Origin of the sequence: Asanoa ferruginea (genome assembly GCF_003387075.1) — a bacterium.
Taxonomy (GTDB): Bacteria; Actinomycetota; Actinomycetes; order Mycobacteriales; family Micromonosporaceae; genus Asanoa; species Asanoa ferruginea.
The window spans coordinates 8,343,477-8,363,691 of the sequence record NZ_QUMQ01000001.1; the positions used below are offsets into that span (position 1 = coordinate 8,343,477).

Annotated in this window: 21 protein-coding genes; 12 read left to right on the top strand and 9 right to left on the bottom strand. The window is 68.1% G+C overall.

What is annotated here, in order from left to right; translation table 11 throughout:
• Nucleotides 1-36 precede the first annotated feature (36 nt).
• The gene (locus DFJ67_RS38835) at nt 37-885 is read left to right on the top strand and encodes a hypothetical protein (protein WP_116074226.1); all 849 of its coding nucleotides are present in this window, start codon (nt 37-39) and stop codon (nt 883-885) included.
• On the opposite strand, the gene DFJ67_RS38840 is transcribed toward DFJ67_RS38835, so the two are convergent.
• The 4 genes from DFJ67_RS38840 to DFJ67_RS38855 are packed head-to-tail and all read right to left on the bottom strand — an operon-like array spanning nt 837 to nt 4,735.
• Nucleotides 837-1,757, bottom strand: coding sequence for a transposase (locus DFJ67_RS38840; protein WP_116074227.1), 921 nt, complete (start codon nt 1,755-1,757; stop codon nt 837-839). The two genes, DFJ67_RS38835 and DFJ67_RS38840, sit on opposite strands and share 49 nt — an antisense overlap.
• The gene (locus DFJ67_RS38845; protein ID WP_116074229.1) at nt 1,754-2,578 is read right to left on the bottom strand and encodes an SDR family NAD(P)-dependent oxidoreductase; all 825 of its coding nucleotides are present in this window, start codon (nt 2,576-2,578) and stop codon (nt 1,754-1,756) included. The genes DFJ67_RS38840 and DFJ67_RS38845 overlap by 4 nt, the downstream gene beginning before the upstream one ends.
• Nucleotides 2,565-3,458, bottom strand: a complete 894-nt coding sequence (locus tag DFJ67_RS38850; protein ID WP_116074230.1) for an alpha/beta fold hydrolase — start codon at nt 3,456-3,458, stop codon at nt 2,565-2,567. The genes DFJ67_RS38845 and DFJ67_RS38850 overlap by 14 nt, the downstream gene beginning before the upstream one ends.
• Nucleotides 3,455-4,735, bottom strand: coding sequence for a cytochrome P450 (locus tag DFJ67_RS38855; protein WP_116074232.1), 1,281 nt, complete (start codon nt 4,733-4,735; stop codon nt 3,455-3,457). Before DFJ67_RS38855 ends, DFJ67_RS38850 begins: the two co-directional genes overlap by 4 nt.
• A gap of 167 nt (nt 4,736-4,902) precedes the next feature.
• Here DFJ67_RS38855 and DFJ67_RS38860 point away from each other — a divergent pair, with 167 nt between their 5' ends.
• Both DFJ67_RS38860 and DFJ67_RS38865 read left to right on the top strand, forming a co-directional pair.
• Complete coding sequence (locus DFJ67_RS38860; RefSeq protein ID WP_116074233.1) at nt 4,903-5,382, top strand: RNA polymerase sigma factor; 480 nt, start codon at nt 4,903-4,905, stop codon at nt 5,380-5,382.
• A complete protein-coding gene (locus DFJ67_RS38865; protein ID WP_116074235.1) occupies nt 5,375-6,013 on the top strand; it encodes a hypothetical protein in 639 nt (212 codons plus the stop codon). The genes DFJ67_RS38860 and DFJ67_RS38865 overlap by 8 nt, the downstream gene beginning before the upstream one ends.
• 12 nt (nt 6,014-6,025) lie before the next feature.
• Here the strand turns inward: DFJ67_RS38865 and DFJ67_RS38870 are convergent, their stop codons facing one another.
• Nucleotides 6,026-6,718, bottom strand: a complete 693-nt coding sequence (locus DFJ67_RS38870; RefSeq protein WP_239097252.1) for a class I SAM-dependent methyltransferase — start codon at nt 6,716-6,718, stop codon at nt 6,026-6,028.
• 209 nt (nt 6,719-6,927) lie between these two features.
• Here DFJ67_RS38870 and argS point away from each other — a divergent pair, with 209 nt between their 5' ends.
• Together argS and DFJ67_RS38880 are read left to right on the top strand one after the other, a co-directional pair.
• The gene (gene argS, locus DFJ67_RS38875; protein WP_116074236.1) at nt 6,928-8,655 is read left to right on the top strand and encodes an arginine--tRNA ligase; all 1,728 of its coding nucleotides are present in this window, start codon (nt 6,928-6,930) and stop codon (nt 8,653-8,655) included.
• Nucleotides 8,656-8,674: 19 nt separating this feature from the next.
• The gene (locus DFJ67_RS38880) at nt 8,675-8,926 is read left to right on the top strand and encodes a hypothetical protein (protein WP_116074238.1); all 252 of its coding nucleotides are present in this window, start codon (nt 8,675-8,677) and stop codon (nt 8,924-8,926) included.
• On the opposite strand, the gene DFJ67_RS38885 is transcribed toward DFJ67_RS38880, so the two are convergent.
• Nucleotides 8,917-9,384, bottom strand: coding sequence for an SRPBCC family protein (locus tag DFJ67_RS38885; RefSeq protein ID WP_116074240.1), 468 nt, complete (start codon nt 9,382-9,384; stop codon nt 8,917-8,919). The genes DFJ67_RS38880 and DFJ67_RS38885 overlap by 10 nt on opposite strands.
• A 63-nt stretch (nt 9,385-9,447) precedes the next feature.
• On the opposite strand from DFJ67_RS38885, the gene DFJ67_RS38890 reads away from it, so the two are divergent.
• From DFJ67_RS38890 to DFJ67_RS38900, 3 genes are read left to right on the top strand one after another with little or no spacing between them, the layout of a single operon-like run.
• Nucleotides 9,448-10,134 carry an AMIN-like domain-containing (lipo)protein gene (locus tag DFJ67_RS38890; protein WP_116074241.1) on the top strand — a complete coding sequence of 229 codons (687 nt, stop codon included), beginning with the start codon at nt 9,448-9,450 and terminating at the stop codon, nt 10,132-10,134.
• Nucleotides 10,135-10,168: 34 nt separating this feature from the next.
• Nucleotides 10,169-10,549, top strand: coding sequence for a YunG family protein (locus DFJ67_RS38895; RefSeq protein ID WP_116074243.1), 381 nt, complete (start codon nt 10,169-10,171; stop codon nt 10,547-10,549).
• Nucleotides 10,550-10,567: 18 nt separating this feature from the next.
• Complete coding sequence (locus DFJ67_RS38900) at nt 10,568-11,473, top strand: FAD-dependent oxidoreductase (protein ID WP_116074245.1); 906 nt, start codon at nt 10,568-10,570, stop codon at nt 11,471-11,473.
• Here the strand turns inward: DFJ67_RS38900 and DFJ67_RS38905 are convergent.
• Together DFJ67_RS38905 and DFJ67_RS38910 are read right to left on the bottom strand one after the other, a co-directional pair.
• On the bottom strand, nt 11,464-11,736 hold the full coding sequence (locus DFJ67_RS38905; protein WP_116074246.1) for a hypothetical protein: 273 nt from the start codon (nt 11,734-11,736) through the stop codon (nt 11,464-11,466). The genes DFJ67_RS38900 and DFJ67_RS38905 overlap by 10 nt on opposite strands.
• A 29-nt stretch (nt 11,737-11,765) precedes the next feature.
• Nucleotides 11,766-12,185, bottom strand: a complete 420-nt coding sequence (locus DFJ67_RS38910) for a hypothetical protein (protein WP_116077172.1) — start codon at nt 12,183-12,185, stop codon at nt 11,766-11,768.
• 308 nt (nt 12,186-12,493) lie between these two features.
• On the opposite strand from DFJ67_RS38910, the gene DFJ67_RS38915 reads away from it, so the two are divergent.
• Genes DFJ67_RS38915 through DFJ67_RS38930 form a run of 4 tightly spaced genes read left to right on the top strand, consistent with a single transcriptional unit; the run spans nt 12,494 to nt 16,651 of the window.
• Nucleotides 12,494-13,654 (top strand): ABC transporter substrate-binding protein, encoded by a 1,161-nt coding sequence (locus tag DFJ67_RS38915; protein ID WP_239097251.1) that lies wholly within the window; start codon nt 12,494-12,496, stop codon nt 13,652-13,654.
• Entirely contained in the window at nt 13,651-14,601 is a 951-nt protein-coding gene (locus DFJ67_RS38920; protein WP_116074249.1) for a carbohydrate ABC transporter permease, read from the top strand. Before DFJ67_RS38915 ends, DFJ67_RS38920 begins: the two co-directional genes overlap by 4 nt.
• The gene (locus DFJ67_RS38925) at nt 14,601-15,440 is read left to right on the top strand and encodes a carbohydrate ABC transporter permease (RefSeq protein WP_116074251.1); all 840 of its coding nucleotides are present in this window, start codon (nt 14,601-14,603) and stop codon (nt 15,438-15,440) included. Before DFJ67_RS38920 ends, DFJ67_RS38925 begins: the two co-directional genes overlap by 1 nt.
• An 11-nt stretch (nt 15,441-15,451) precedes the next feature.
• A complete protein-coding gene (locus DFJ67_RS38930) occupies nt 15,452-16,651 on the top strand; it encodes an ABC transporter ATP-binding protein (RefSeq protein WP_116074252.1) in 1,200 nt (399 codons plus the stop codon).
• Nucleotides 16,652-16,718: 67 nt separating this feature from the next.
• Here the strand turns inward: DFJ67_RS38930 and DFJ67_RS38935 are convergent, their stop codons facing one another.
• Nucleotides 16,719-20,015, bottom strand: coding sequence for a type ISP restriction/modification enzyme (locus tag DFJ67_RS38935; protein ID WP_170216164.1), 3,297 nt, complete (start codon nt 20,013-20,015; stop codon nt 16,719-16,721).
• Nucleotides 20,016-20,215: the final 200 nt, after the last annotated feature.

Consider the following 20,215-nt stretch of genomic DNA (forward strand, 5'->3'; position numbering starts at 1 on the left):
CGGAACCGGCACGGCGGCGGCCGCGTCGCATTGGAGGTGAAACCTCGTCTGCTCGCCCTCGTTCTCGCCGGGCTCTTCTTCACCCCGCTCGCCGGTTGCGCCGACCCCGACGGCACGCCGGTCGGCACCGATCCGGTCGAGCCCGAGCCGTTCGCTCCCGAGACCTATCCCGGCGTGTTCCGGGCGTCGGGGCTGGTGCTGGAAAACGCCTCACACGGGCCACAGCTCTGCCACACCGTCGCGATGTCGCTGCCGCCGACGTGCGGCGGGCCCGACATCGTCGGCTGGAGCTGGGACGGGCTCGAGCACAGCTCGGCCGGCGACGTCCGCTACGGCTCGTTCGAGCTGGTCGGAACGTATGACGGCAAGCGCTTCACCCTCACCGAGCCGCCCGCGCCGCCGACGGTGCGAAGGCCGGCTCCACCCGACCAGTTCCGCAGCGCCTGCCCGGAGCCGGCGGGTGGCTGGCAGGTCGTCGACGACGCGACGGCCACCGACGACGCGCTAAAGGCGGCCATTTCGCTGGCCTCGTCGTTGCCGGCCGGGGCCGGCGTCTGGATCGACCAGAACGGTGGCGAGAACGACCCGAAGAAGCTGGTCCTCAACGCCCGGTTCACCGATGACCTGCCCGGCCACGAGGCGCGGCTGCGTTCGTTGTGGGGCGGCGCCCTCTGCGTGTCGTCGGCGACCCGCACGACGGCGGAGCTGACCCGGGTGCAGGCCGAACTGGCCGCCCTACCGGGCGTCTTGAGCACCGGGATCGACACGCTGGCCAATCAGGTGACCGCCGAGGTCTACGTCGCCACCGAGGCCCGTCGGCAGGAACTCGCGGCCCGCTACGGCCCGGACACCGTGGTGCTCACCGGCTTCCTGGAGCCGGTGTAGTCCTCCCCGATCGCCTCGCGGATGCGGTCCCAGGTGCCGTCTTCCGACCAGCGGCGGTGCCGTTTCCAGGCGGTCTGCCAGGCGCCGAACCGCGGCGGCAGGTCGCGCCACGGTATGCCGGCCTGGTCGCGGTAGACGATCGCCTCGACCACCTGGCGCTGCGGTGCCGGCGGGCGGCCGACCGCTGCCCTGGCCGGCGGCAGCAGCGGTCGCACCCGGGCCCATTGCTCGTCGGTAAGCAGCAGTCCGCCGCGCGGTGCGGGTCGGGCCGCGACCGGTGCCGGCGGCGCGGCGCCCAGGAAGGCCACCGCGGCCGCGACCCCGGTTTCGGTCAGCTCCCGCACGTCGGCGCCCTCCTCCACCGCGGTCGCGGTCAGCTCGCGCAGGCCGCCGAGGATGACCAGGGCCAACTCGCGGCTGAGCGGCGCCCGGCCGGCGCGGCGGAACGGCTCGTTGGCGCTGAGCCGCTGCACCAGGTCGGCGAGGGCGTTCATCGACTCGCGGCGGACCTGCCCGGCGATCGGACCGAGCGACGGGAACTCGCGGATCCAGCACAGCGACAGCGCCGGGCTGGCGGCGACGTGGTCGATGTAGGCCGTCACGGCCTGCCGGGTCTGTGCCGGCCAGGGCGCCGCCGGGTCGACGGCCGCGCTGATCCGGCGCATCAGCGACCGGTTGGCCGCCTCCATCAGCGCCAGCAGGCACTCGTCCTTGGTCGCGAACACCTGGTAGAAGGTGCTCCGCGAGGCGCGGGCGTGCCGCACGATGTCGGCGACCGTGGTCTCCCGGTAGCCGCGCTCCTCGATCGCCCGGTGGAGCCCCTTGAGCAGCCGGTCCCGCACGGGGTCGGTCGGGGCGGCCACCGCCGTCACGGGCTTGCTTTGCGCGGCCGCAGCCGGGCGATGATGTCGAAATAGTGGGTCGGCGCCAGCCGGGCGAGGGCGTCGACCAGGTAGGCGTCGGGACCCACCAGGATGCGCGCCTTGCCCCGGTCGACTCCCTTGTGGATGATCTCGGCGGCGCGCTCGGGTGTGGTGCGGGCGATCGCGTCGAACTCCGCGGCGATCTGCTCGTGGGTGCGCCCGCGCCCCTCGGGGTCGGCCCGGAACCGGGCGTTGCGGGCGATGTTGGTCTTCACCCCGCCCGGATGGATGGTCACCGCCCGCACCCCGGTGCCGCGCAACTCCTGCCGGAGGGCCTCGGTGAAGCCGCGGACGGCGAACTTGGCGGCGCAGTAGGCGCTCTGGTTGGGTACGCCGATCAGCCCGTACACGCTGGAGGTGTTGACCATCGCCCCGCTGTCCTGGGCCACCAGGATCGGCAGGAACGCCCGCACGCCGTTGACCACGCCCTGGAAGTTGATCGAGTGCAGCCAGTCGTCGTCTTCGGCGACCGCACCGAGCACCGTCGAGCCGATCGCGACGCCCGCGTTGTTGAACACCGCGCCGATCCGGCCCGGCGCCCACGACCGCACCTCACCCGCGAACTCCTTGACGGCCGCGGCGTCGCGCACGTCGAGCACCCGGCGCAGCACGGGGCCGTTGAACTGCTCCTTCAGTCCGCTCTCGTCGATGTCGGCGACCGCGACCGGGCAGCCGGCGGCGGACAGCCGCTGGGCCAGCGCACGGCCGATCCCGGACGCGGCCCCGGTGATCACCGCCGTGCGGCCGGCCAGCGGCTCAGGCCGGGGCATGGGTGCTGTCCTGCGCGTGCTCGTCGATCAGGTCGACCAGGCGCGGCCACACGCCGGCCGGGCAGTCGTGGCCGAGGCCCGGGATGGTGACCAGCCGGGAGCCGGCGATCGCCTGATGGGTCACCCGCCCGCCGCTCGGGTGCACCATCCGGTCACGATCACCGTGCACGACGAGAGTCGGCACCGTGATCCGGCGTACCTCATCGGTGCGGTCGCCGGACGCGAAGATCGCGGTGAGCTGCCGCCCCAGCCCGGCCGGTGATCGATCCCGGTCCCAGGCCGCGCCCGCCCGGGCCCGCAGGCTCTCCTCGTCGAACGGGAAGCCGTGCGAGCCGATGTGCCGGAACATCCGCACGGCCCGGGCCACGGCCTCGTCGCGGCTTCGCGGCGGTTGGCCGCCCATCTTGATCCACGTCGACAGCGCCGGGCGGCCGACTTTACGGGCCCCGGTGGTCGACATGATCGACGTCAACGTGCGGACCCGCTGCGGGAACCGGGCGGCCACCGTCTGCGCGATCATCCCGCCCATCGACACGCCCGCGATGTGCACGCTCTCCAGGCCGAGCGCATCGAGCAGGCCGACCGTGTCCTGGCCCAGGTCGCCCAGGTTGTAGGCGTCGGCCGGGATCCGGTTGCGGAGGATCGCCATCAGCGGCGGCGGGCGGTAGCCGGCGTGGGTCGAGCGCCCCGCGTCGCGGTTGTCAAAGGTGATCACCCGGAAACCGCGGCTGGCGAGCAGGTCGACGAAGCCGTCCGGCCAGGCGATCAGCTGCTGGCCGAGCCCCATGACGAGCAGCAGCGGGCGGCCGGCGGGGTCACCGGTCTCCGTGTAGCACAGCTCGATACCCCGGCCGACGTCGGCGAAAAGCTCCTCGGTCATGCGGCCGTCTCCCTTCGTCGCAGAACCACCCGGCCACGTTTGCCGGGCGCGTAGGCGACGCCCCGGGAGTGCCACTTCTCGGGCGGCGCGTCGGTCGGGCGGATGTCGAACTCGCGCAGCAGGGTGCGCAACACCACGGTCATCTCCAGGTTGGCGAAGGCGGCGCCGACACAACGCCGGGTGCCGCCACCGAACGGAATCCAGGCGTAGGTGGCCGGTTTGACGCCGACGAACCGGTCCGGATCGAACGTGCTCGCGCGGTCGAACACGGTGTCGTCGGTGTGCGCGAGGTCGATGCCGGCCAGCACCGTCCAGCCACGAGGGACGGGCCAGTCGCCGATCAGCAGGCCATCACCGCGTACCTTCCGAGCGGTGTTGATCACCACCGGCCGGGTCCGCTGGATCTCCAGGATGGTGGCCTGGAGCAGTTCCTCATCGAGGTCGTCGCTCAGCCTTTTCAGCAAAGCCGGGTGCCGGCTCAGCCGCTCGACCGCCCAGGCCAGCGTGGTCGCGGTCGTCTCGTGCCCGGCGGCGAGCAGCGTCAGCAGTTCGTCCTTGATGTGCTTGTCCGACATCGGGGCGCCGTCGTCGTAGTGGCTCTGCAACAGCATCGAGAGGATGTCGTCGCCTTGCTCTTCGTCGCTGCGGGCCCGGTCGATGATCGTCTGAACGGTGCGGTCATAGCGGTCGCGATATTCGCGGAACTTGCGCCAGGGGTTCCACGGGCCGATTCCCCGGTCGCTGACCGGCAACACGGTCAGCCGCGAGCCGTAGGTGACGAACACGGGGAGCATCTCGCGCAGGGCACGGAACTCGTCGCCCTCGGCCCCGAACACCGCGCGCAGGATCACGTTGAGGGTGATCCGCATGAACGGGGTGAGGGTTTCGAACTCCTTGTCGATCGGCCAGGTGCTGGCCTCTTTGCGGAACTCTTCTTCGATCAGCCCGGCGTACGCCTGCATCCGGCGGCCGTGGAAGGGCGGCACCAGCAGCTTGCGCCGTTGCCGATGTTCCTCACCGTCGAGCCCGAAAATCGAGCCGGAGCCGAGCATCCGCCCAAGGTTGGGCTGCGGCGTCCCGGCGACGTCGGGGCCGGCGGTGAAGAGCTGCTTGAGCATGGCCGGGTCGCTGATCACCAGGGTCTTGCCGAAGGGCGGCACGTCGAGCACGAAGGCGGAACCGTGGCGGTCGCGCAGCGACATCAGAAACCGGCGCCGAACCAACACCATGCCGAGGGTCTGCGCCGCTCTGGGAAGGCGCACGACGGGAGGGCCCATATGGCCTCCTTACGGGAGTACCGTCCAGTACCCGACGCAAGCACGGTAGCCCCGGCGCATTTGAACGCACAAGGGTTGATCTATGTCTCCAATAGCGGTGGGTTTGGAGACAGCGTCTCTCCGGGTTCCGGCGCAACATTTCGGTGAGTCCAGGCGTGTAGTCGCCGATGCATGACTTCGATGACTTCTACGCCGCGCACTACGCCGAGATCGTGGTGCAGGTCTTCGCCGCCTACGGTGATCGCCAGGACGCGGAAGACGTCGCCCAGGAGGCGTTCGTCCGGGCGCTGGCACGCTGGCAGCGCCTGGACTCCTACGACGATCCGGCCGCGTGGGTCCGCCGCGTGGCGTTCAACCTGGCCGCGAGCCGCTGGCGCCGGTTGCGTACGGCGCACGCGTTCTTGCAGTCGCAACGCGACGAGCCGGTGATCGAACCACCCGGGGCCGAACGCCTGGCCATCGTCGAAGCACTCGCGACCCTGCCACACCGGGTGCGCCGCGCGATGGCCCTGCGGTATCTCGTGGACCTTCCCATCGCCGAGATCGCCGCGCGGGAAGGCGTACCGGAAGCGACGGTCCGCTCCTGGCTGCACCGGGGGCGCATCGCGCTCGCCGCCCGACTCAAAGCGGAGGTAAACCATGCCTGAGACTTTCCGCGACGAAGACCTGACCGACGACGAGATCCACGCGGCGTTCGGTGAACTGCGCCAGTCGATTCTGGCCGACCTACGGCCCCGCGGCGCCGCGACTGCCCGACGCGCGCTACGCCGACGCCGCCAGGTTGCCATGGTCGTCACGGCGGCCTCGCTCGTCGGCCTCACGGTCGGTGCCGCCGCCATCGTCGGCGCGAAGGCCCCGGTGCCCGCGATCCAGCAAAGCGGCGAGGCGACGCCGCAGCCCACCGACTCCCCGTTGAGGAAGGACATGCCCAACAACGCCTGGGTGGTCGGCGCGGCCGCGTCGGCGGACATGCCGTTCAAAATGGCGACGGCCGTCGAGCGCGCGGGCACCTATCGGTTCGGGGTCACCTGCCGGGGAACCGGCACCGGAGAACTGCGGCTCGACGTATCGCCGGGCACCTACACCAAGCCCGACGGGACAGACGCGGCCGGCAAGGTCGCCTGCGGAGTCCCGCCAATCACCTCAACCGTCGACCTCAAGGTCCCGGCCGGCAAGCAGACGGTGAACGTCTACGTCGCGTGGGACGCCGGCACCGTCATGCGAAACGACGTCAACGGCGACGCCTGGCTGATCACCAACGACATCATCGACGAATAGGCGCTAGCGCAATCAGTCTCTGCCGGCGAGCGCGTAGTAGGAATGGACGGCGGGCTGGCCGGTGTAGTTGGGCCCGGCCCGGTCGTCGGCGCCGCGGTAGTCGTAGGGCAGCCGTTCGTGGGTCGGTCCGGTCTTGGTGATCCGTTTTCGCCGCCCGTCGTAGGCGAAGCCTGCCTTCTTCAGGTGCGTGGTCAGGCCGCGGCCGAGCGGTTCGCCGTCGTTGCGGCGGATGCTGTTCGTGTCGAGGTCGGCGATCAGGTGGCCGTCGTCGGTCAGCCAGCTCGCGGCTCTTTGCAGGAGGCCGAGCTTGTCGCCGACGTAGTGCAGCCCGTGCACCACGGTAATCAGGTCGAAGCGGCGGTATGGATCCCAGGTCGTGGCCGGCGCGCAGATCAGGGTGACTGCGGTGGTCGCCGGATCGAAGTAGTCGACCAGGTCGACGCCGATCAGCTCGACACGGTCTTCGAGGCCGCGGGCCTCGACCTGGGCGCCGGCTTGCAACAGCGCCCGCCCGCGCCCGCAGCACAGATCGAGCCAGGCCACCGATTCCTGTGCGGGCAGCCGTTGCAGGAGGCGGTCGAGGGGGTCGAAGCCAAGCTCGCGGGCGTAGCTGTTGGGCCCGGCCAGCTGCCGCTCCCGGTTCATCGCGGAGTTGGCCACGACCGCCGAGGCGGCCAGCGTCGTGTCGTCCAGCAACCGATCCACCCGGCGAGCCTGCCAGAAAACCAGGACCGGCCGGCGCCCTTGAACCGGTAGGCTTCACCCCGATGTCCATGCCCGTGATGCCCCTCGAACGCCCGTCCGGCGTTTCGCTTGTGCGGCTCCGGGCGGGCTCCGTAACGCGACGACGATTTTGGGCAGCTCGCTGAGCCAGCGCTGTCAGCATTTCGCGTACCCCCAGAAAGTAGTTAGTCGTGGCCAACCTGGAAAAGCTTCTCGTTGAGCGGTTCGCGGTCGCCTTCGCGGCGGTTGCCGGTGAGCGGGTGGACCCGGTCGTGCGACGGTCGCAGCACGCCGACTTCCAGGCCGACGGTGCGTTGCCGCTCGCCCGAAAGCTGGGCCGCTCCCCTCGGGAGATCGCGACCGATGTGCTCGCCCGCGTCGACCTGGCCGGCCTGGCCGAGTCGGCGACCATCTCCGGGCCCGGCTTCATCAACGTCACGATCGAGGCGACCGCGCTCGCGGGCTTCCTGACGGAGATGCAGGCCGACGACCGGCTCGGTGTGCCCGTGGCGGCAGCGCCGGAGACGGTGGTCGTCGACTATTCGGCGCCCAACGTCGCGAAGGAAATGCACGTCGGGCACCTGCGCTCGACGGTGATCGGCGACGCCGTCACCCGCTTGCTGACCTGGCTGGGTCACGACGTGCACCGGGCGAACCACATCGGAGACTGGGGTACGCCGTTCGGCATGCTCATCGAGCACCTCCTCGATCTCGGCGAGACCACGGCCGCCCACGAGCTGTCGGTCGGGGATCTCAACGGTTTCTACCGGGCGGCCCGGGTCAAGTTCGACGCCGATCCCGGCTTCGCCGACCGGTCGCGGGCCCGGGTCGGGGCGTTGCAGTCCGGTGACCCGACGACGCTGCGGTTGTGGAAGCTGCTGGTGGGTGAGAGCGAGAAATACTTCCTGGCCGTCTACGACAGCCTCGACGTCATGTTGACCGGTGCCGACTTCTTCGGGGAGAGCTTCTACAACCCGATGCTGGCCCCGGTTGTCGACGAACTCGATCGGCTGGGATTGCTCCACGAGAGCGACGGAGCGAAGGTCGTCTTCCCCGCCGGGTTCACCGGTCGCGACGGCGAGCCGATGGCGCTGATCGTGCGCAAGCGTGACGGCGGCTACGGCTACGGGGCGACGGATCTTGCCACGATCCGCTACCGCACCCAGGACCTCAAAGCGACCCGGCTGCTCTACGTGGTCGGCGCACCGCAGCACCAACACCTGGAAATGGTCTACCAGACGGCGCGGGAGGCCGGCTGGCTCACCCCGCCGGCCCGGGCGACCCACGTCGGCTTCGGCCAGGTGCTGGGTGCCGACGGCAAGAAGTTCGCGTCTAGGGCCGGCGACACGGTCAAACTCGCCGACCTCCTCGACGAGGCGATCAGCCGGGCCGCGGCGATCATCACGGAGAAGAACCCCAACCTCGACGAGCCGACCCGGGCGGCGGTCGCAAGGGCGGTGGGCACCGGCGCGATCAAGTACGCGGACCTGTCCAGCGACTGGATCAAGGACTACGTCTTCGCGTGGGACCGGATGCTGGCCACCACTGGGGACACCGCCGCCTACCTGCAATACACGTACGCCCGCATCCAGTCGATCTTCCGCAAGGGCGGGATGACGCCCGAAAGCGGCGGCGGGGCCATCCGGGTGGTGGAGCCGGCCGAGCACGCGCTCGCGTTGGAGCTCCTCGCCTTCCCAGCGGTCATCGACGAGGTGGCCGAGACGCTGCTGTTCCACACGCTGACCGGCTACCTGCAGGGCCTCGCGGGTGCGTTCACGACCTTCTACGACCAGTGCCCGGTGCTGAAGGCGGCCGACGACGAAACCCGCGCGAGCCGACTCGCACTCTGCGCCCTGACCGGCCGGGTGATCGAGCAAGGACTGGCGCTGCTGGGCATCACGACACCGGCCCGCATGTAGACGCCACTAAAGTGGACCGATGGCGTTGATCGATCTCGACAGCCCGCCGCCAACGCCGGCCGGCTCGGCCGCAGTCGCCCTGATGCGGAAGCTGGCGGTGCTGGTCGCGGTCGGTCTCGTGCTGGCCGTGCCGGGCGAGCCCTACCGGGCGACGCCGGTGCCCGTCACCCCCGTGCCGGTGTGCGAGGCGGTGGAGACCGACGTGCCGATCGATCAGCTCGTGCAGGTCGACGTCTCGACCGGCGCCTTCATCATCATGTGTCAGAACTGAGCGTTGCTCTCCACCAGGCGGGCGAGGTTGGCCAGGGCCATCCGGGTGCCGGTTTCGTTGTCTTCTGCCGGCACGTCGTCGGGCAGTCCCTCGTGGACGATCAGGACGTCGGTGCCGCCCTCGGCGTCGGTCAGGGTGGTGGTCATCGTCATCTCGCCGTGCAGGGCCGCCGTGTCGGTCTCGAACTCGAACACCTCGACCACCTGCTCGTCGGGCACCAGCCGGGCGAAATGGCCGTGATAGGTGTCGGTGTGCGACCCGGACTTGCCCGCGCTGCCCGGGTCGTCGTAGGTCAGCGACACCCGGAACGTGCCGCCCTCGCGCGCCTCGAAGCTGTGCACCTCGCTGGTCATCCCGGCCGGCACCCGCCACCGCGCGATCGCGTCGGGGTCGAGCAGCGCCGCGTAGACGGCCGACCGCGGTGCGTTGATGTGTTGCAGAACTCGCGTGGAGTACATGGCTCCCCACGTTAGCCTCGCGATCGGGGTAAACCGGATCGGGGTCTGGCGCGTCGAATCCGTATGAGGCGCTCCTTCGTACCCCTGCTGGCTCTGCTTGCCGCTCTTGGCGCGGGCGGGTGCGCGCCCGGCGCGACCGCCAGCGGCATCGGCACCGCCCCGCCCTCCGCGCCCGCGGCTTCTAGTCCGGCCACGCATGGTGCGCCGGTCGCCACCAAGAGCGGGCCGGCGCGGGCCTACCGGGTCACCTACGGCTGGGCGGTGCCGGCGCGGCCCGCCACGGTCGCGCACCGGTTCGACGTGCCCGTGCAGCCGCCACCCGCGGCACCCCTGCCCTTCCTGGCCCGGGTCGAGGTCGGCGACCATCCGGGCGACGCGCCGGCGTACACCCGGGTGACCTTCGCCTTTGAAGGGGCCTGGCCTTCTTATGAGGTCGCCTATGAGCGGTCGCTGACCCAGGACGGCAGCGGCGACCCGGTGTCGCTGCCCGGCAACAGCGTCCTGCGGATCACCTTCACCCAGGCGCAGGCCCACGACGACCAGGGCCGCACCACCAAACGACCTGGCACAAAACTGGGCTTTCCAACCCTCAAGGGGTACGCCGTAGCCGGCGACTTCGAAGGCCACGTCACCTACGGCCTGGGCATCCAGGCGGCACCGGGCAGCGACCAGGCGCTCCCGATCCGGGTCGGCGAGCTGGTCCGCGCCGACGGCACCTATGTGGTGGCGGTCGACGTGCGGCGGGCTTGAGCCTCAACCAGGTCGAGGGCCCAGGATCGGCGCCATGCTGACCCTGAGCGACATCGAACGCGCCGTGCGGGCGAGCTGGGCCGCCGACACCTGCTCGCCCGACGACGTGGCCCGCGCCGCCTGGACACCCGACAATCCGGCCTGGGGCCACTGCGACATCACCGCGCTGCTGGTCAGCGACGTCTTCGGCGGTGACCTAATGCTGGGCGAGGTGCACCTCGACGGCATACAGCACGGCTACCACTGGTGGAACAGGCTGGCCGGCGGGATCGAGATCGACCTGACCCGTTCGCAGTTCCGGCTCGGACAGGTGATCAGCGGTGCCCGGCCGGTGCCGCGGCCGGTCGGGCGACCGAAACGGCGCTACGCGGAATACGAGCTGCTGCGGCAACGTGTCGACGCCCGGCTCGGCTGACCGGGGCACGATGGTGGGGTGGATGTCGTCGTGCTGGGAGCCGGGATCATCGGGCTGGCCGCCGCCCTCGAGCTGCAGGCCGACGGCGCCGAGGTCACGATCGTCGCGGCCGACGAGCCGGGCGAGACGGTCTCGGCCGTCGCCGCCGCCGTCTGGTACCCCACCCGGATAGACGCCGACCCGCGCGTGCTCGGCTGGGGTGCGCGGACCTTCGAGATCTTCGCCCGCGAGGCTGGTGACGGCGTCCCGGGCGTGACCATGCGCCCGACCCGGATGATCGTCCGGCATCCCGTCGACGAGCCGCCGTGGTGGGCCTCAGCCGTTCCGGATTTCGCCGCGGTCGACGATGAGTGGCGGTTCACCGTGCCGGCGGTCGAGATGGTGCCCTACATGGCGCACCTGCTCGACCGCTTCCGCGCCAACGGCGGCGCGTTCGAGCGGCGGCGGGTGCGGCGCTTCGAGGAGCTCGACGTCCGCGTGGTCGTCAACGCCACCGGGCTGGCCGCGCGGGCGCTCACCGGCGACGACCGTCTCTACCCGATCCGGGGCCAGGTGGTCATCGTCGACAACCCGGGCCTGACCACGTCGATCCGCGACGAGGACCATCCGCTCGGTCCGGTCTACATCCACCCCCGTAGCCGCGACGTCGTGCTCGGCGGCACGTTCGAGGTCGGCGACGCCAGCCCCGAAGTCCGCCCGGCCACCGCGGAAGCCATCATCGCCCGCACCACCCAGGTCGAGCCCCGCCTCGCGGGCGCCACGGTTCGCCGGCATCTCGTCGGGCTGAGACCGGCCCGCCACGGCGGCCCGCGCGTCGAGAAAGAAGAGCGCGACCCCATGAAGATCATCCACGCGTACGGGCACAGCGGCGCCGGCATGACCCTCTGCTGGGGTACCGCCGCCGAGGTGGCAGCTCAGGCCTGACCGCGCACGATGGCCACCGCCAGCCGGGACATCTCGTCCATGTCCGGGTCGAAGCCCGCCGCGATGTCCGGGTGCAGGCCGGCCTTCGTCTCGTCGAGCAGCTGTTGGCAGACGACGTCGACCGGTTCACCCCGATAGGACGACCGGACCCGATCAGTGGCGGCCTGTAGTGCGGAGGTGAGTTGGTCCTCCAGCGGGCCCTGTAGTTTGCGTTGCACCGGGTCGTCGGGGTCGGGCTCCAGCGTGACGTGCGGTTCGGCCATGGCCGGGCAGTACCCCACGCCGCCGGCGGCTACACGCCCAGCGCGGTGACGCGGACCAGGTAGGACGGCTCGTCGCCGAGTTCCTCGCGGTAGCTCATCGATCGGATCTGTCGCTCGTCGGCGAAGAGCGTGACGTCGGCGAGCACGCCCAGGTGGGTGCCGGTCAGCCGGCCGCGCTTGTCGCTGAGCACGTCGGCGACGCCGGCCAGGAATCTGGGTGCGGAGCCCACGTGTTGCTCCGGGCCGCGGACCACGATGTCGAGGGCGACCGCCGCGCGCAACGGGGTCCAGCCGGTCTGCTGTGCGGCGCCGAGGGCGGCCAGCAGCAGGGTGCGGACCCGTTCGGCCTGACGGTGGCCGGCGGACAGGATCGACAGGGTCTCGGTCTTCTGTGGCGGGTGACCGCGCACCTCGAAGGTGACGCTCAGCGCCGAAGTGATGTCGTGCACGGGCACTACCTCCGCGGGTCGGGCGGGGGCGACGCTACGTAAAGCGACCGTACCGTGTCGCGCGCCCGTCCACGAGGTGTACGTGAGGTCCACGTTTGTTTTTCCCGCACGTTGGGCATGGTCCGTGATCGGTGCCAGGCAGCGACCGGCACCAGACCGCGATGATGCGGGAACGGAGGTCGGATATGGCGGAACGATCTCGAGGACCTGGACGGCGGCGACGGCGAGGGGTGGCGGCGCTCGCGGCGTTCACGCTCCTGGCACCGACGGCCGCGGCGTGCAGCGGGAGTGATGACGGCGGCGTACCAGTGATCAATGTCTATTACGCGCCCGAGGAGAACTTCCAGAAGGTCGTCGACGACTGCAACCAGGAAGCCCAGGGGAAATACCGGATCGACTACCAGGTGTTGCCGCGCGGCGCCGATGACCAGCGGGTGCAGATGGTGCGCCGGCTGGCCGCCGAGGACGACGGCATGGATGTGCTCGGGCTCGACGTGACCTGGACCGCCGAGTTCGCCAGTGCTAAATGGATCAAGGAGTGGACCGGCGCGGAGAAGGACGAGGCGTCCAAGGGCACCCTGGAGCAGCCGCTCGAGTCGGCGACCTACGAGGGCAAGCTCTACGCCGCGCCGAAGAACACCAACACCCAGCTTCTCTGGTATCGCAGCGACCTCGTCCCGAACCCACCCAAGACGTGGGACGAGATGATCAAGATGTCGCAGGACCTCAAGAGCCAGGGCAAGCCCTATGAGATCGACACCATGGGCGCGCAGTACGAGGGCCTCGTGGTGCTCTACAACAACATGGTCGCCAGCGACGGCGGCAAGATCCTCAACGACGACGGCAACAAGGTCGAGTTCGACGACGGCGCCGTCAAGGCGCTCGCCACGCTCCAGAAGTTCGCGTCGGCCGGCGTGACCAACCCGTCGTTCACCAACACCCAGGAAGACGACGCGCGCCTCCAGTTCCAGGGCGGCAGCGGCGCGTTCCAGCTCAACTACCCGTTCGTCTGGCCGGCGCTGCAGGAGGGCGCGCCCGACCTGAAAGACAAGGTCAAGTGGGCGCGTTACCCGGGCATCGACGCCAACACGCCGAGCAAGGTGACGATCGGCGGTTACAACCTGGCCGTCTCGGCGTACACGAAGCATCCTGAAGAGTCCTTCGCCGCGGCGCTGTGCCTGCGCTCGCCCGAGCACCAACTCTTCTCGGCGATCAACGACGGCGTGCCGCCGACCATCGAGTCGGTCTACTCCGACCCGCAGATGGACAAGGCCTACCCGTTCAAGGCCGACATCCTGGCCCAGGTCAAGGACGGCGCCAACCGGCCGATCACCCCGGCCTACCAGAACGTGTCCACGGTGCTCTCGGCGACGCTGTCGCCACCCGCCGACATCCGGCCGGAACAGGACGCCAAGGATCTGCGCGGCTCGATCCAGGACGCGCTCGAGTCGAAGGGTGTCCTGCCGTGACCGCTGGGACTGCCGAAAAACCCACTACCCATCGGGTACGTGCGGAGAAGAAAGCCAAAGCGCATCTGAGCGAGGGCAAGAAGGCCGAACGGAAGCTCGGTTGGCTGCTCTGCGCGCCGGCGGCGATCGTGATGCTCGCGGTCACCGCGTACCCCATCATCTATTCGGTCTGGCTCTCCTTCCAGCGCTTCGACCTCAAGTTTCCCGACCAGCGCGAGTTCATCGGGTTGGGCAACTACATCACCGTGTTGAGCAACCAATACTGGTGGACCGCGTTCGGCGTCACCGTGCTGATCACCGTGGTCACGGTCGCGGTCGAGCTTGTGCTCGGCATGGGGCTGGCCTGGATCATGTTCCGCACGCTGGTCGCCCGGGGGCTGGTGCGCACCGCGGCGCTGATCCCCTACGGCATCGTGACGGTGGTCGCCGCGTTCTCCTGGAAATACGCGTGGACGCCCGACACCGGCTATCTCGCCAAGCTGTTCACCGACGGCGCGCCGCTGACCGAGCGGGCCAGTTCGCTGGCGATCATCATGCTGGCCGAGATCTGGAAGACCACGCCGTTCATGGCGCTGCTGCTGATGGCCGGCCTGGCCCTGGTGCCCGACGACCTGCTCAAGGCCGCGTCGATGGACGGTGCCTCCGGCTGGCAGCGGTTCACCAAGGTGATGCTGCCGGTGATGAAGCCGGCGATCCTGGTCGCGCTGCTGTTCCGTACCCTCGACGCCTTCCGGGTGTTCGACAACATCTATGTGTTGACCGCCGGCTCCAACAACACCTCGTCGGTGTCGATGCTGGCCTACAACAACCTGATCCGCGGGCTCAACCTCGGCATCGGGTCGACCATGTCGGTGCTGATCTTCATCTCGGTCGCCATCATCGCGTTCATCTTCGTGAAGCTCTTCGGCACCGCCGCACCCGGCAGCTCCGACGAAGGGAGGCGCTGATGACGGCCATCGGCCAATCCGCAGCAGCGAAGTGGCGCTGGGGGTTTCTTGATCTCGTCGTGGTCGTCTTCGCGCTGATCCCGGTGCTGTGGATCGCGTCGCTGTCGTTCAAGACCCCCGCGACGATCACCGACGGCAACTTCATCCCGCGGGAATGGACGCTGGAGAACTACCGGAACATTTTCAACACCGACCAGTTTGTACGCGCACTGATCAACTCGATCGGCATCGGGCTGATCTCGACCCTGGTGGCCGTGGTGCTGGGCACGATGGCCGCGTACGCGATCGCCCGTCTCGATTTTCCCGGTAAGGGACTCTTGATCGGCATCTCGCTGCTGATCGCGATGTTCCCGCAGGTGTCGCTGGTGTCGCCGCTGTTCGAGATCGAGCGGAGCATCGGCCTGTTCGACACCTGGCCCGGCCTGATCCTGCCCTACATCACGTTCGGCCTGCCGCTGGCGATCTACACCCTGTCCGCGTTCTTCCGCCAGATCCCGTGGGACCTGGAGAAGGCGGCCAAGATGGACGGCGCCACGCAGGGCCAGGCGTTCCGCCGGGTGATCGCCCCGCTGGCCATGCCCGGCATCTTCACCACCGCGATCCTGGTCTTCATCTTCTGCTGGAACGACTTCCTGTTCGCGATCTCGCTGACCTCGACCGAACGCTCCCGCACGGTCCCGGCCGCGCTGTCGTTCTTCCAGGGCGCCTCACAGTTCGAAGACCCGACCGGCGCGATCTGCGCGGCCGCCGCGGTCATCACCATCCCGATCATCCTGTTCGTGCTGTTCTTCCAGCGCCGCATCGTCTCCGGCCTGACCTCCGGCGCAGTGAAGGGTTAGGGGCGTATCACGTGGCTGACATCGTTCTGGACAAAGTGACCAAGGCGTTCCCCGACGGCACGCTCGCGGTCCAGGAGTTCAACCTGGAAATCGCCGACGGGGAGTTCGTGATCCTCGTCGGCCCCTCGGGTTGCGGCAAGTCGACAACCCTCAACATGATCGCCGGCCTGGAGGACATCACCTCGGGCGAGCTGCGTATCGACGGCCAGGTGGTCAACGACAAGGCACCGCGCGACCGCGACATCGCCATGGTCTTCCAGTCGTATGCGCTGTATCCGAACATGACGGTGCGCGAGAACATGGCGTTCCCGCTGAAGCTGGCGAAGATGTCGAAGGAGGAAATCGACCGGAAGGTCGACGAGGCGGCGAAGGTCCTGGAATTGACGGCGCTGTTGGACCGCAAGCCGGCGAACCTCTCCGGTGGTCAACGCCAGCGGGTCGCGATGGGTCGGGCGATCGTGCGGTCGCCGAAGGCCTTCCTGATGGACGAGCCGCTGTCCAATCTGGACGCCAAGCTGCGGGTGCAGATGCGCACCGTGGTGTCGCGGCTGCAGAAGAAGCTGGGCACGACCACGGTCTACGTGACCCACGACCAGACCGAGGCGATGACCCTCGGCGACCGGGTCGTGATCATGCGGGCCGGGGCGATCCAGCAGGTCGGGGAGCCGCAGCATCTCTACGACCACCCCAACAACCTGTTCGTGGCCGGCTTCATCGGCTCGCCGTCGATGAACTTCCTGGTCGCGTCGGTTGCCGATGGTCGGTTGCGGACGGCGCTCGGTGACTTTCCGCTGGGGGAGCGGATGCGGGGTGCACTCGATTCGGAATCCGGGGACCTGATCGTCGGGATCCGGCCGGAGCACTTCGAAGACGCGACGCTGATCGAAGACTCGATCCGCCAGCGCGGCGTGGAGTTCGAGGCGCCCGCCGACCTCGTCGAGTCGATGGGGTCGGACAAGTATGTCTACTTCACTGTCGAGGGCGAGAAGGCCAGCGCGGCGGAGCTCGAGGAACTGGCGGCCGATGTAGGCAGCAGCGACCTGCCGGCGAGCGGCTCCAACCTGGTGTGCCGCTTCTCGGCGGAGTCCCGGGTGAAGGAAGGCGACACCGCCCGCGTCTGGATCAACCTCGACAAGATCCACCTGTTCGACCCGTCGACCGGGCGCAACATCACCCTGCACGAGGGCAAGTCCTCGGGCGTGACCGCCTAGTCCTTGCTCTGCACCCATATACGCACCACTTGAACCCAGGTTCAGGTGGTGCGTATGTGCAAGCTGATCAGAACAAGCCGGGAGGTTGCTTGTCGACAGTCGCGGTGAGCTTGTGCGCTCGGGGCGAGACGGGGAGGACGGCAGCTTCCGTAAGGGCAGCAAACGAAATCAGAGGACCAGCGCAGACTCGATTGAGAATGACTGACTGTCTCGACTCAAGGGCGACCAATTGTTCAAGGACAGTGATGATCTCGAGCAGCTCGTTGGTAAGTTCGGCGCTCCACGACTGACTGGTGTCGTCGTCAAGGACCGATGATCGTCGCCGGTAGCGTTGGTCGGCGCTGCGGTAGTTGAACCAGTGTCTGACGATCCGCATGCCGCCAACGTCGTAGTCCCACACCTCTGGGCTAACAGGATGGATCCTACCCGTGCCGACAACCAACGTCCTGCTCGCGAGGTCATAACTGATATCCATGGGCAGGTTTCCCTCGGCATCAGGAATCTCTGCTACGACCTTGGGTGTGTGCGCGTCGACGAACGATCGGAAAGGGGGTCTTGCCGTTTCCGGGTCGGTTCTGCTCTCGCCGAAGGTTTGGAGCCAGAGGATGTCGTTGCCGAGCGCCACCGCCTCTCGCCAGAGCCCGGCGTCCGCGGTAAGCGGAACCCGCACACCGGGGTTCTGTAGTTGCGTCGCAAATCTCCTGGTGTACGACGGGTGTGCCACGACAGCAGCGACGTACGCGAACAAGTCGGCCGCGCTCGGTCTGCTTCCGTGTGCGTTCAGGAGAATGTCGTCAAGGCCCGGAGTGACGTTCGGCGACGTCCTAGTGGCGCTGCAATACAGCGGGAACACCCGGCCACTTCGCCCGTTGTAGTGGTGCAGATCAGGAATCAGTTGGGTGAAAACAACTCCGGGGCCACTGTCTATCGCTTGGCTGTTCTGCTCGGTGAGATAAATCTGTTCAGCGGAACGGACCGCCCATAACGGGGGCCGCGGCATGACCATCAGCCGGCTGTCGGGGATCAGCCATTGGCGGTCGAACGCCCGGTAGGCAACTCGAACCGGCGTCAGCGGGGGGCCGACATCGTCGGCCAGCGTGCGTTCAGATGCTGGGAAGCCCGGAAGTGGTCCAACGACTGTTGCCACCGTGCGATCGCGTGACTCGGGCAGCATCCGTCGGCGATCGCCGGTGCGGGCCCGGGTGAAGGTTCGCCAGCGACGCTCAAGGGTTTCCCTGTCCGGTGCATACACCCACGTGCGGCCTGTCGTCACGCCACGCGATGACTCCGGAAAGAGATCCTTGAGACCGGGATAGCTGTCCCATGCGGTCTCACCTCCGGCGAGGAAGGGCGCCTTCCAGTCCGCACGACAACTAACCCACCTCTCGTCGCGCGGTCGCAGGCTTTCGAGCTGAGCGAGCTTTGCTTCACGAGACCCGGTAAGCGCGACACGATGGACCGTCGCCGCTGCGGTTGGGTCCCCTGCACTGTATCGAGCGAACACAGCGACACACAGTTGCCGGCCGACATCGGGCCCGAAGAGCCTCGTGTCCTGCGGTGGCCGGTTGCCCTCCGGGGACAGCTCGATGATCCAGCCTTCGTCGCACGTGCGGCGAAGGTACTCACGCATCCCCTCAAAGGACTTGCCCTTGATGAAGCTGGACGGCGTGATGAAGGCGACTACGCCTTGCGGGTGGTCGGGATGTGCTTCGAAGGCTTTCCACAACGCCCATCGCCAGAAGCACCAAGGTAAGCCGTAGAGGTCCGACTCGTAACGACCACCGCCAGGCGTTCGGAATTCGTCCAACGAAGGTCGCTGCGGAAACTCTCCGGGCTGTACGGGGATCTTTCGGCGGCTCTCGATCCAGGGTGCTCGGCCTCTGGTGTTCTCTACGTGAGGCGGATTGCCCACCACGACCATCACAGGGACGTCACGCTTGATCCGGTTCGCTTCTTGTCGTGCCCGTTCGATCACCCGGTATCCGGCTCGTAATCTGCCTTGCTGGCGCACGGGGTCTTCCAGCGCATCGGTAAGGAAGCGAAGTTCCGACGGAGGTAGCTCGGTTCGGAACTCCGTTCTCATCGCTTCGTGCAGGCGAAGTTCCGCGACCGCGTAAGGTCCGGCCTGGATCTCGAAACCGACAAGACGCTCTCGAAAGAACTGGCGGACCCGCGCGGCTCGAGCACCCCGCCCCTGTTTCGCCTCTGCGGCTTCGGCAACCCGCCGCAATACTTCTACGAGAAATGTTCCAGTTCCCATGGCTGGATCGACGACAACGACGTCGTCTGCTGCGAACCCCCACGATCGGTCGAAGCGAGTTCGCAGAACGTCATCGACAAAGTTTACGACCGCACCCGCAACTGGTTGAGGCGTGTAGTACGAACCGCTTCGTCGACGCAGGTCAGGATCGTACGAGGCGAGGAACCGCTCGTAGAGGTCCGCGTGTACGTCGGTATTGCCCTCGAGCAGCGCCCAATCCACCCGGCCGATGACCCGGATGAGCGTCGTGAGCATCCGGAGTTCGTCGGTGGCCTCGCTGTCGGTGAGCACAGCGAGGGCGCGCCCCATGAGGGAGTGCTTCTTGCCGAGCAGTCGTGCGATCTCGTGCAACGGAGTCTCGTCGAACGAGACGCCGTCGATGCGTGCGAGCAGGAGCGCGAAGGTCACTGTCTGGGCGTAGGCATCGGCGAAGCCGATGTCGTCAAGGTCAGGAAACAGCAGGTCGCGCCAGTCATCGGCAAGTAGCGTCAGCTCTTCATGCGCTAGATCCCGGGCAGGATCTGTAAGGATCGCCGCTACTTCATCACGGAGTAATCGGCACAGTCCCGCCACGATGCCGATGAGCTGGGTAAGGCTTCGCGGTTGATCCGGCTTCCAGGTGAGGAAGTCGGTTATCAGAGTTTCGAAGGCCGTCCCGGACATCTCCAGACGCCGACGTCGGTCGCGCAGGTCCCCTTCAAGCTCAACCACGGGTGAAGCCAGCTCCCCATAGGAGTAGCGGGCCCATGTGATTCCATCCGAGTACAGCAGGTTGGGTAGGGCCTTGAGCTTCTCCCATTGGTCGCGATCGGACCGGCGCGCTCGGCGCCACGTTGATGGAGTGCCATGCCCCGGCGCCTTCAGCTCGATATAGCCGACACGGCCACCCGCCATGTCGACCGCGAAATCAGGTCGTGCGCGGACTGACTTGAGTCGGACCTCTCCATAGGGCACCGCACGCAGACCCATGTTGCGGGCCATGTCTCGCAGCAACCTTTCGAATGGTGCTCGGAGCTGATCCTCGTCCTCACCGCCCCGGCCGAGCTTCTCGGCAACGCTCGCACCAAACTGCGCCACGATGTCAGCGACAGGGTCGCCAACCACGCGCAGGGTAGAGCGGCGCTGACCTGGCGGTGGACGACGGGCGGGGTGCGCCATGGAACCCCCTGCGGCCGCGAGCTCTGGTTCCTCAGAATGAGCGCTACGCGTCCATCGATACAACGCGCAATCGAACGATAGCCATCCGTGATTGTGGATCGTATAGTTGTGAGGTTGGGCCACCCGAAGGGCAAACATCCGACATC

What these genes read in the sequence shown, in the direction of transcription:
- DFJ67_RS38905 (WP_116074246.1), bottom strand. Translation starts at nt 11,736, where the DNA reads ATGGCCGAACCGCACGTCACGCTGGAGCCCGACCCCGACGACCCGGTG.
- DFJ67_RS38885 (WP_116074240.1), bottom strand. Translation starts at nt 9,384, where the DNA reads ATGTACTCCACGCGAGTTCTGCAACACATCAACGCACCGCGGTCGGCC.
- DFJ67_RS38925 (WP_116074251.1), top strand. Translation starts at nt 14,601, where the DNA reads ATGACGGCCATCGGCCAATCCGCAGCAGCGAAGTGGCGCTGGGGGTTT.
- DFJ67_RS38880 (WP_116074238.1), top strand. Translation starts at nt 8,675, where the DNA reads ATGGCGTTGATCGATCTCGACAGCCCGCCGCCAACGCCGGCCGGCTCG.
- DFJ67_RS38850 (WP_116074230.1), bottom strand. Translation starts at nt 3,458, where the DNA reads ATGACCGAGGAGCTTTTCGCCGACGTCGGCCGGGGTATCGAGCTGTGC.
- DFJ67_RS38845 (WP_116074229.1), bottom strand. Translation starts at nt 2,578, where the DNA reads ATGCCCCGGCCTGAGCCGCTGGCCGGCCGCACGGCGGTGATCACCGGG.
- DFJ67_RS38895 (WP_116074243.1), top strand. Translation starts at nt 10,169, where the DNA reads ATGCTGACCCTGAGCGACATCGAACGCGCCGTGCGGGCGAGCTGGGCC.
- DFJ67_RS38860 (WP_116074233.1), top strand. Translation starts at nt 4,903, where the DNA reads ATGCATGACTTCGATGACTTCTACGCCGCGCACTACGCCGAGATCGTG.
- DFJ67_RS38855 (WP_116074232.1), bottom strand. Translation starts at nt 4,735, where the DNA reads ATGGGCCCTCCCGTCGTGCGCCTTCCCAGAGCGGCGCAGACCCTCGGC.
- DFJ67_RS38890 (WP_116074241.1), top strand. Translation starts at nt 9,448, where the DNA reads ATGAGGCGCTCCTTCGTACCCCTGCTGGCTCTGCTTGCCGCTCTTGGC.
- DFJ67_RS38865 (WP_116074235.1), top strand. Translation starts at nt 5,375, where the DNA reads ATGCCTGAGACTTTCCGCGACGAAGACCTGACCGACGACGAGATCCAC.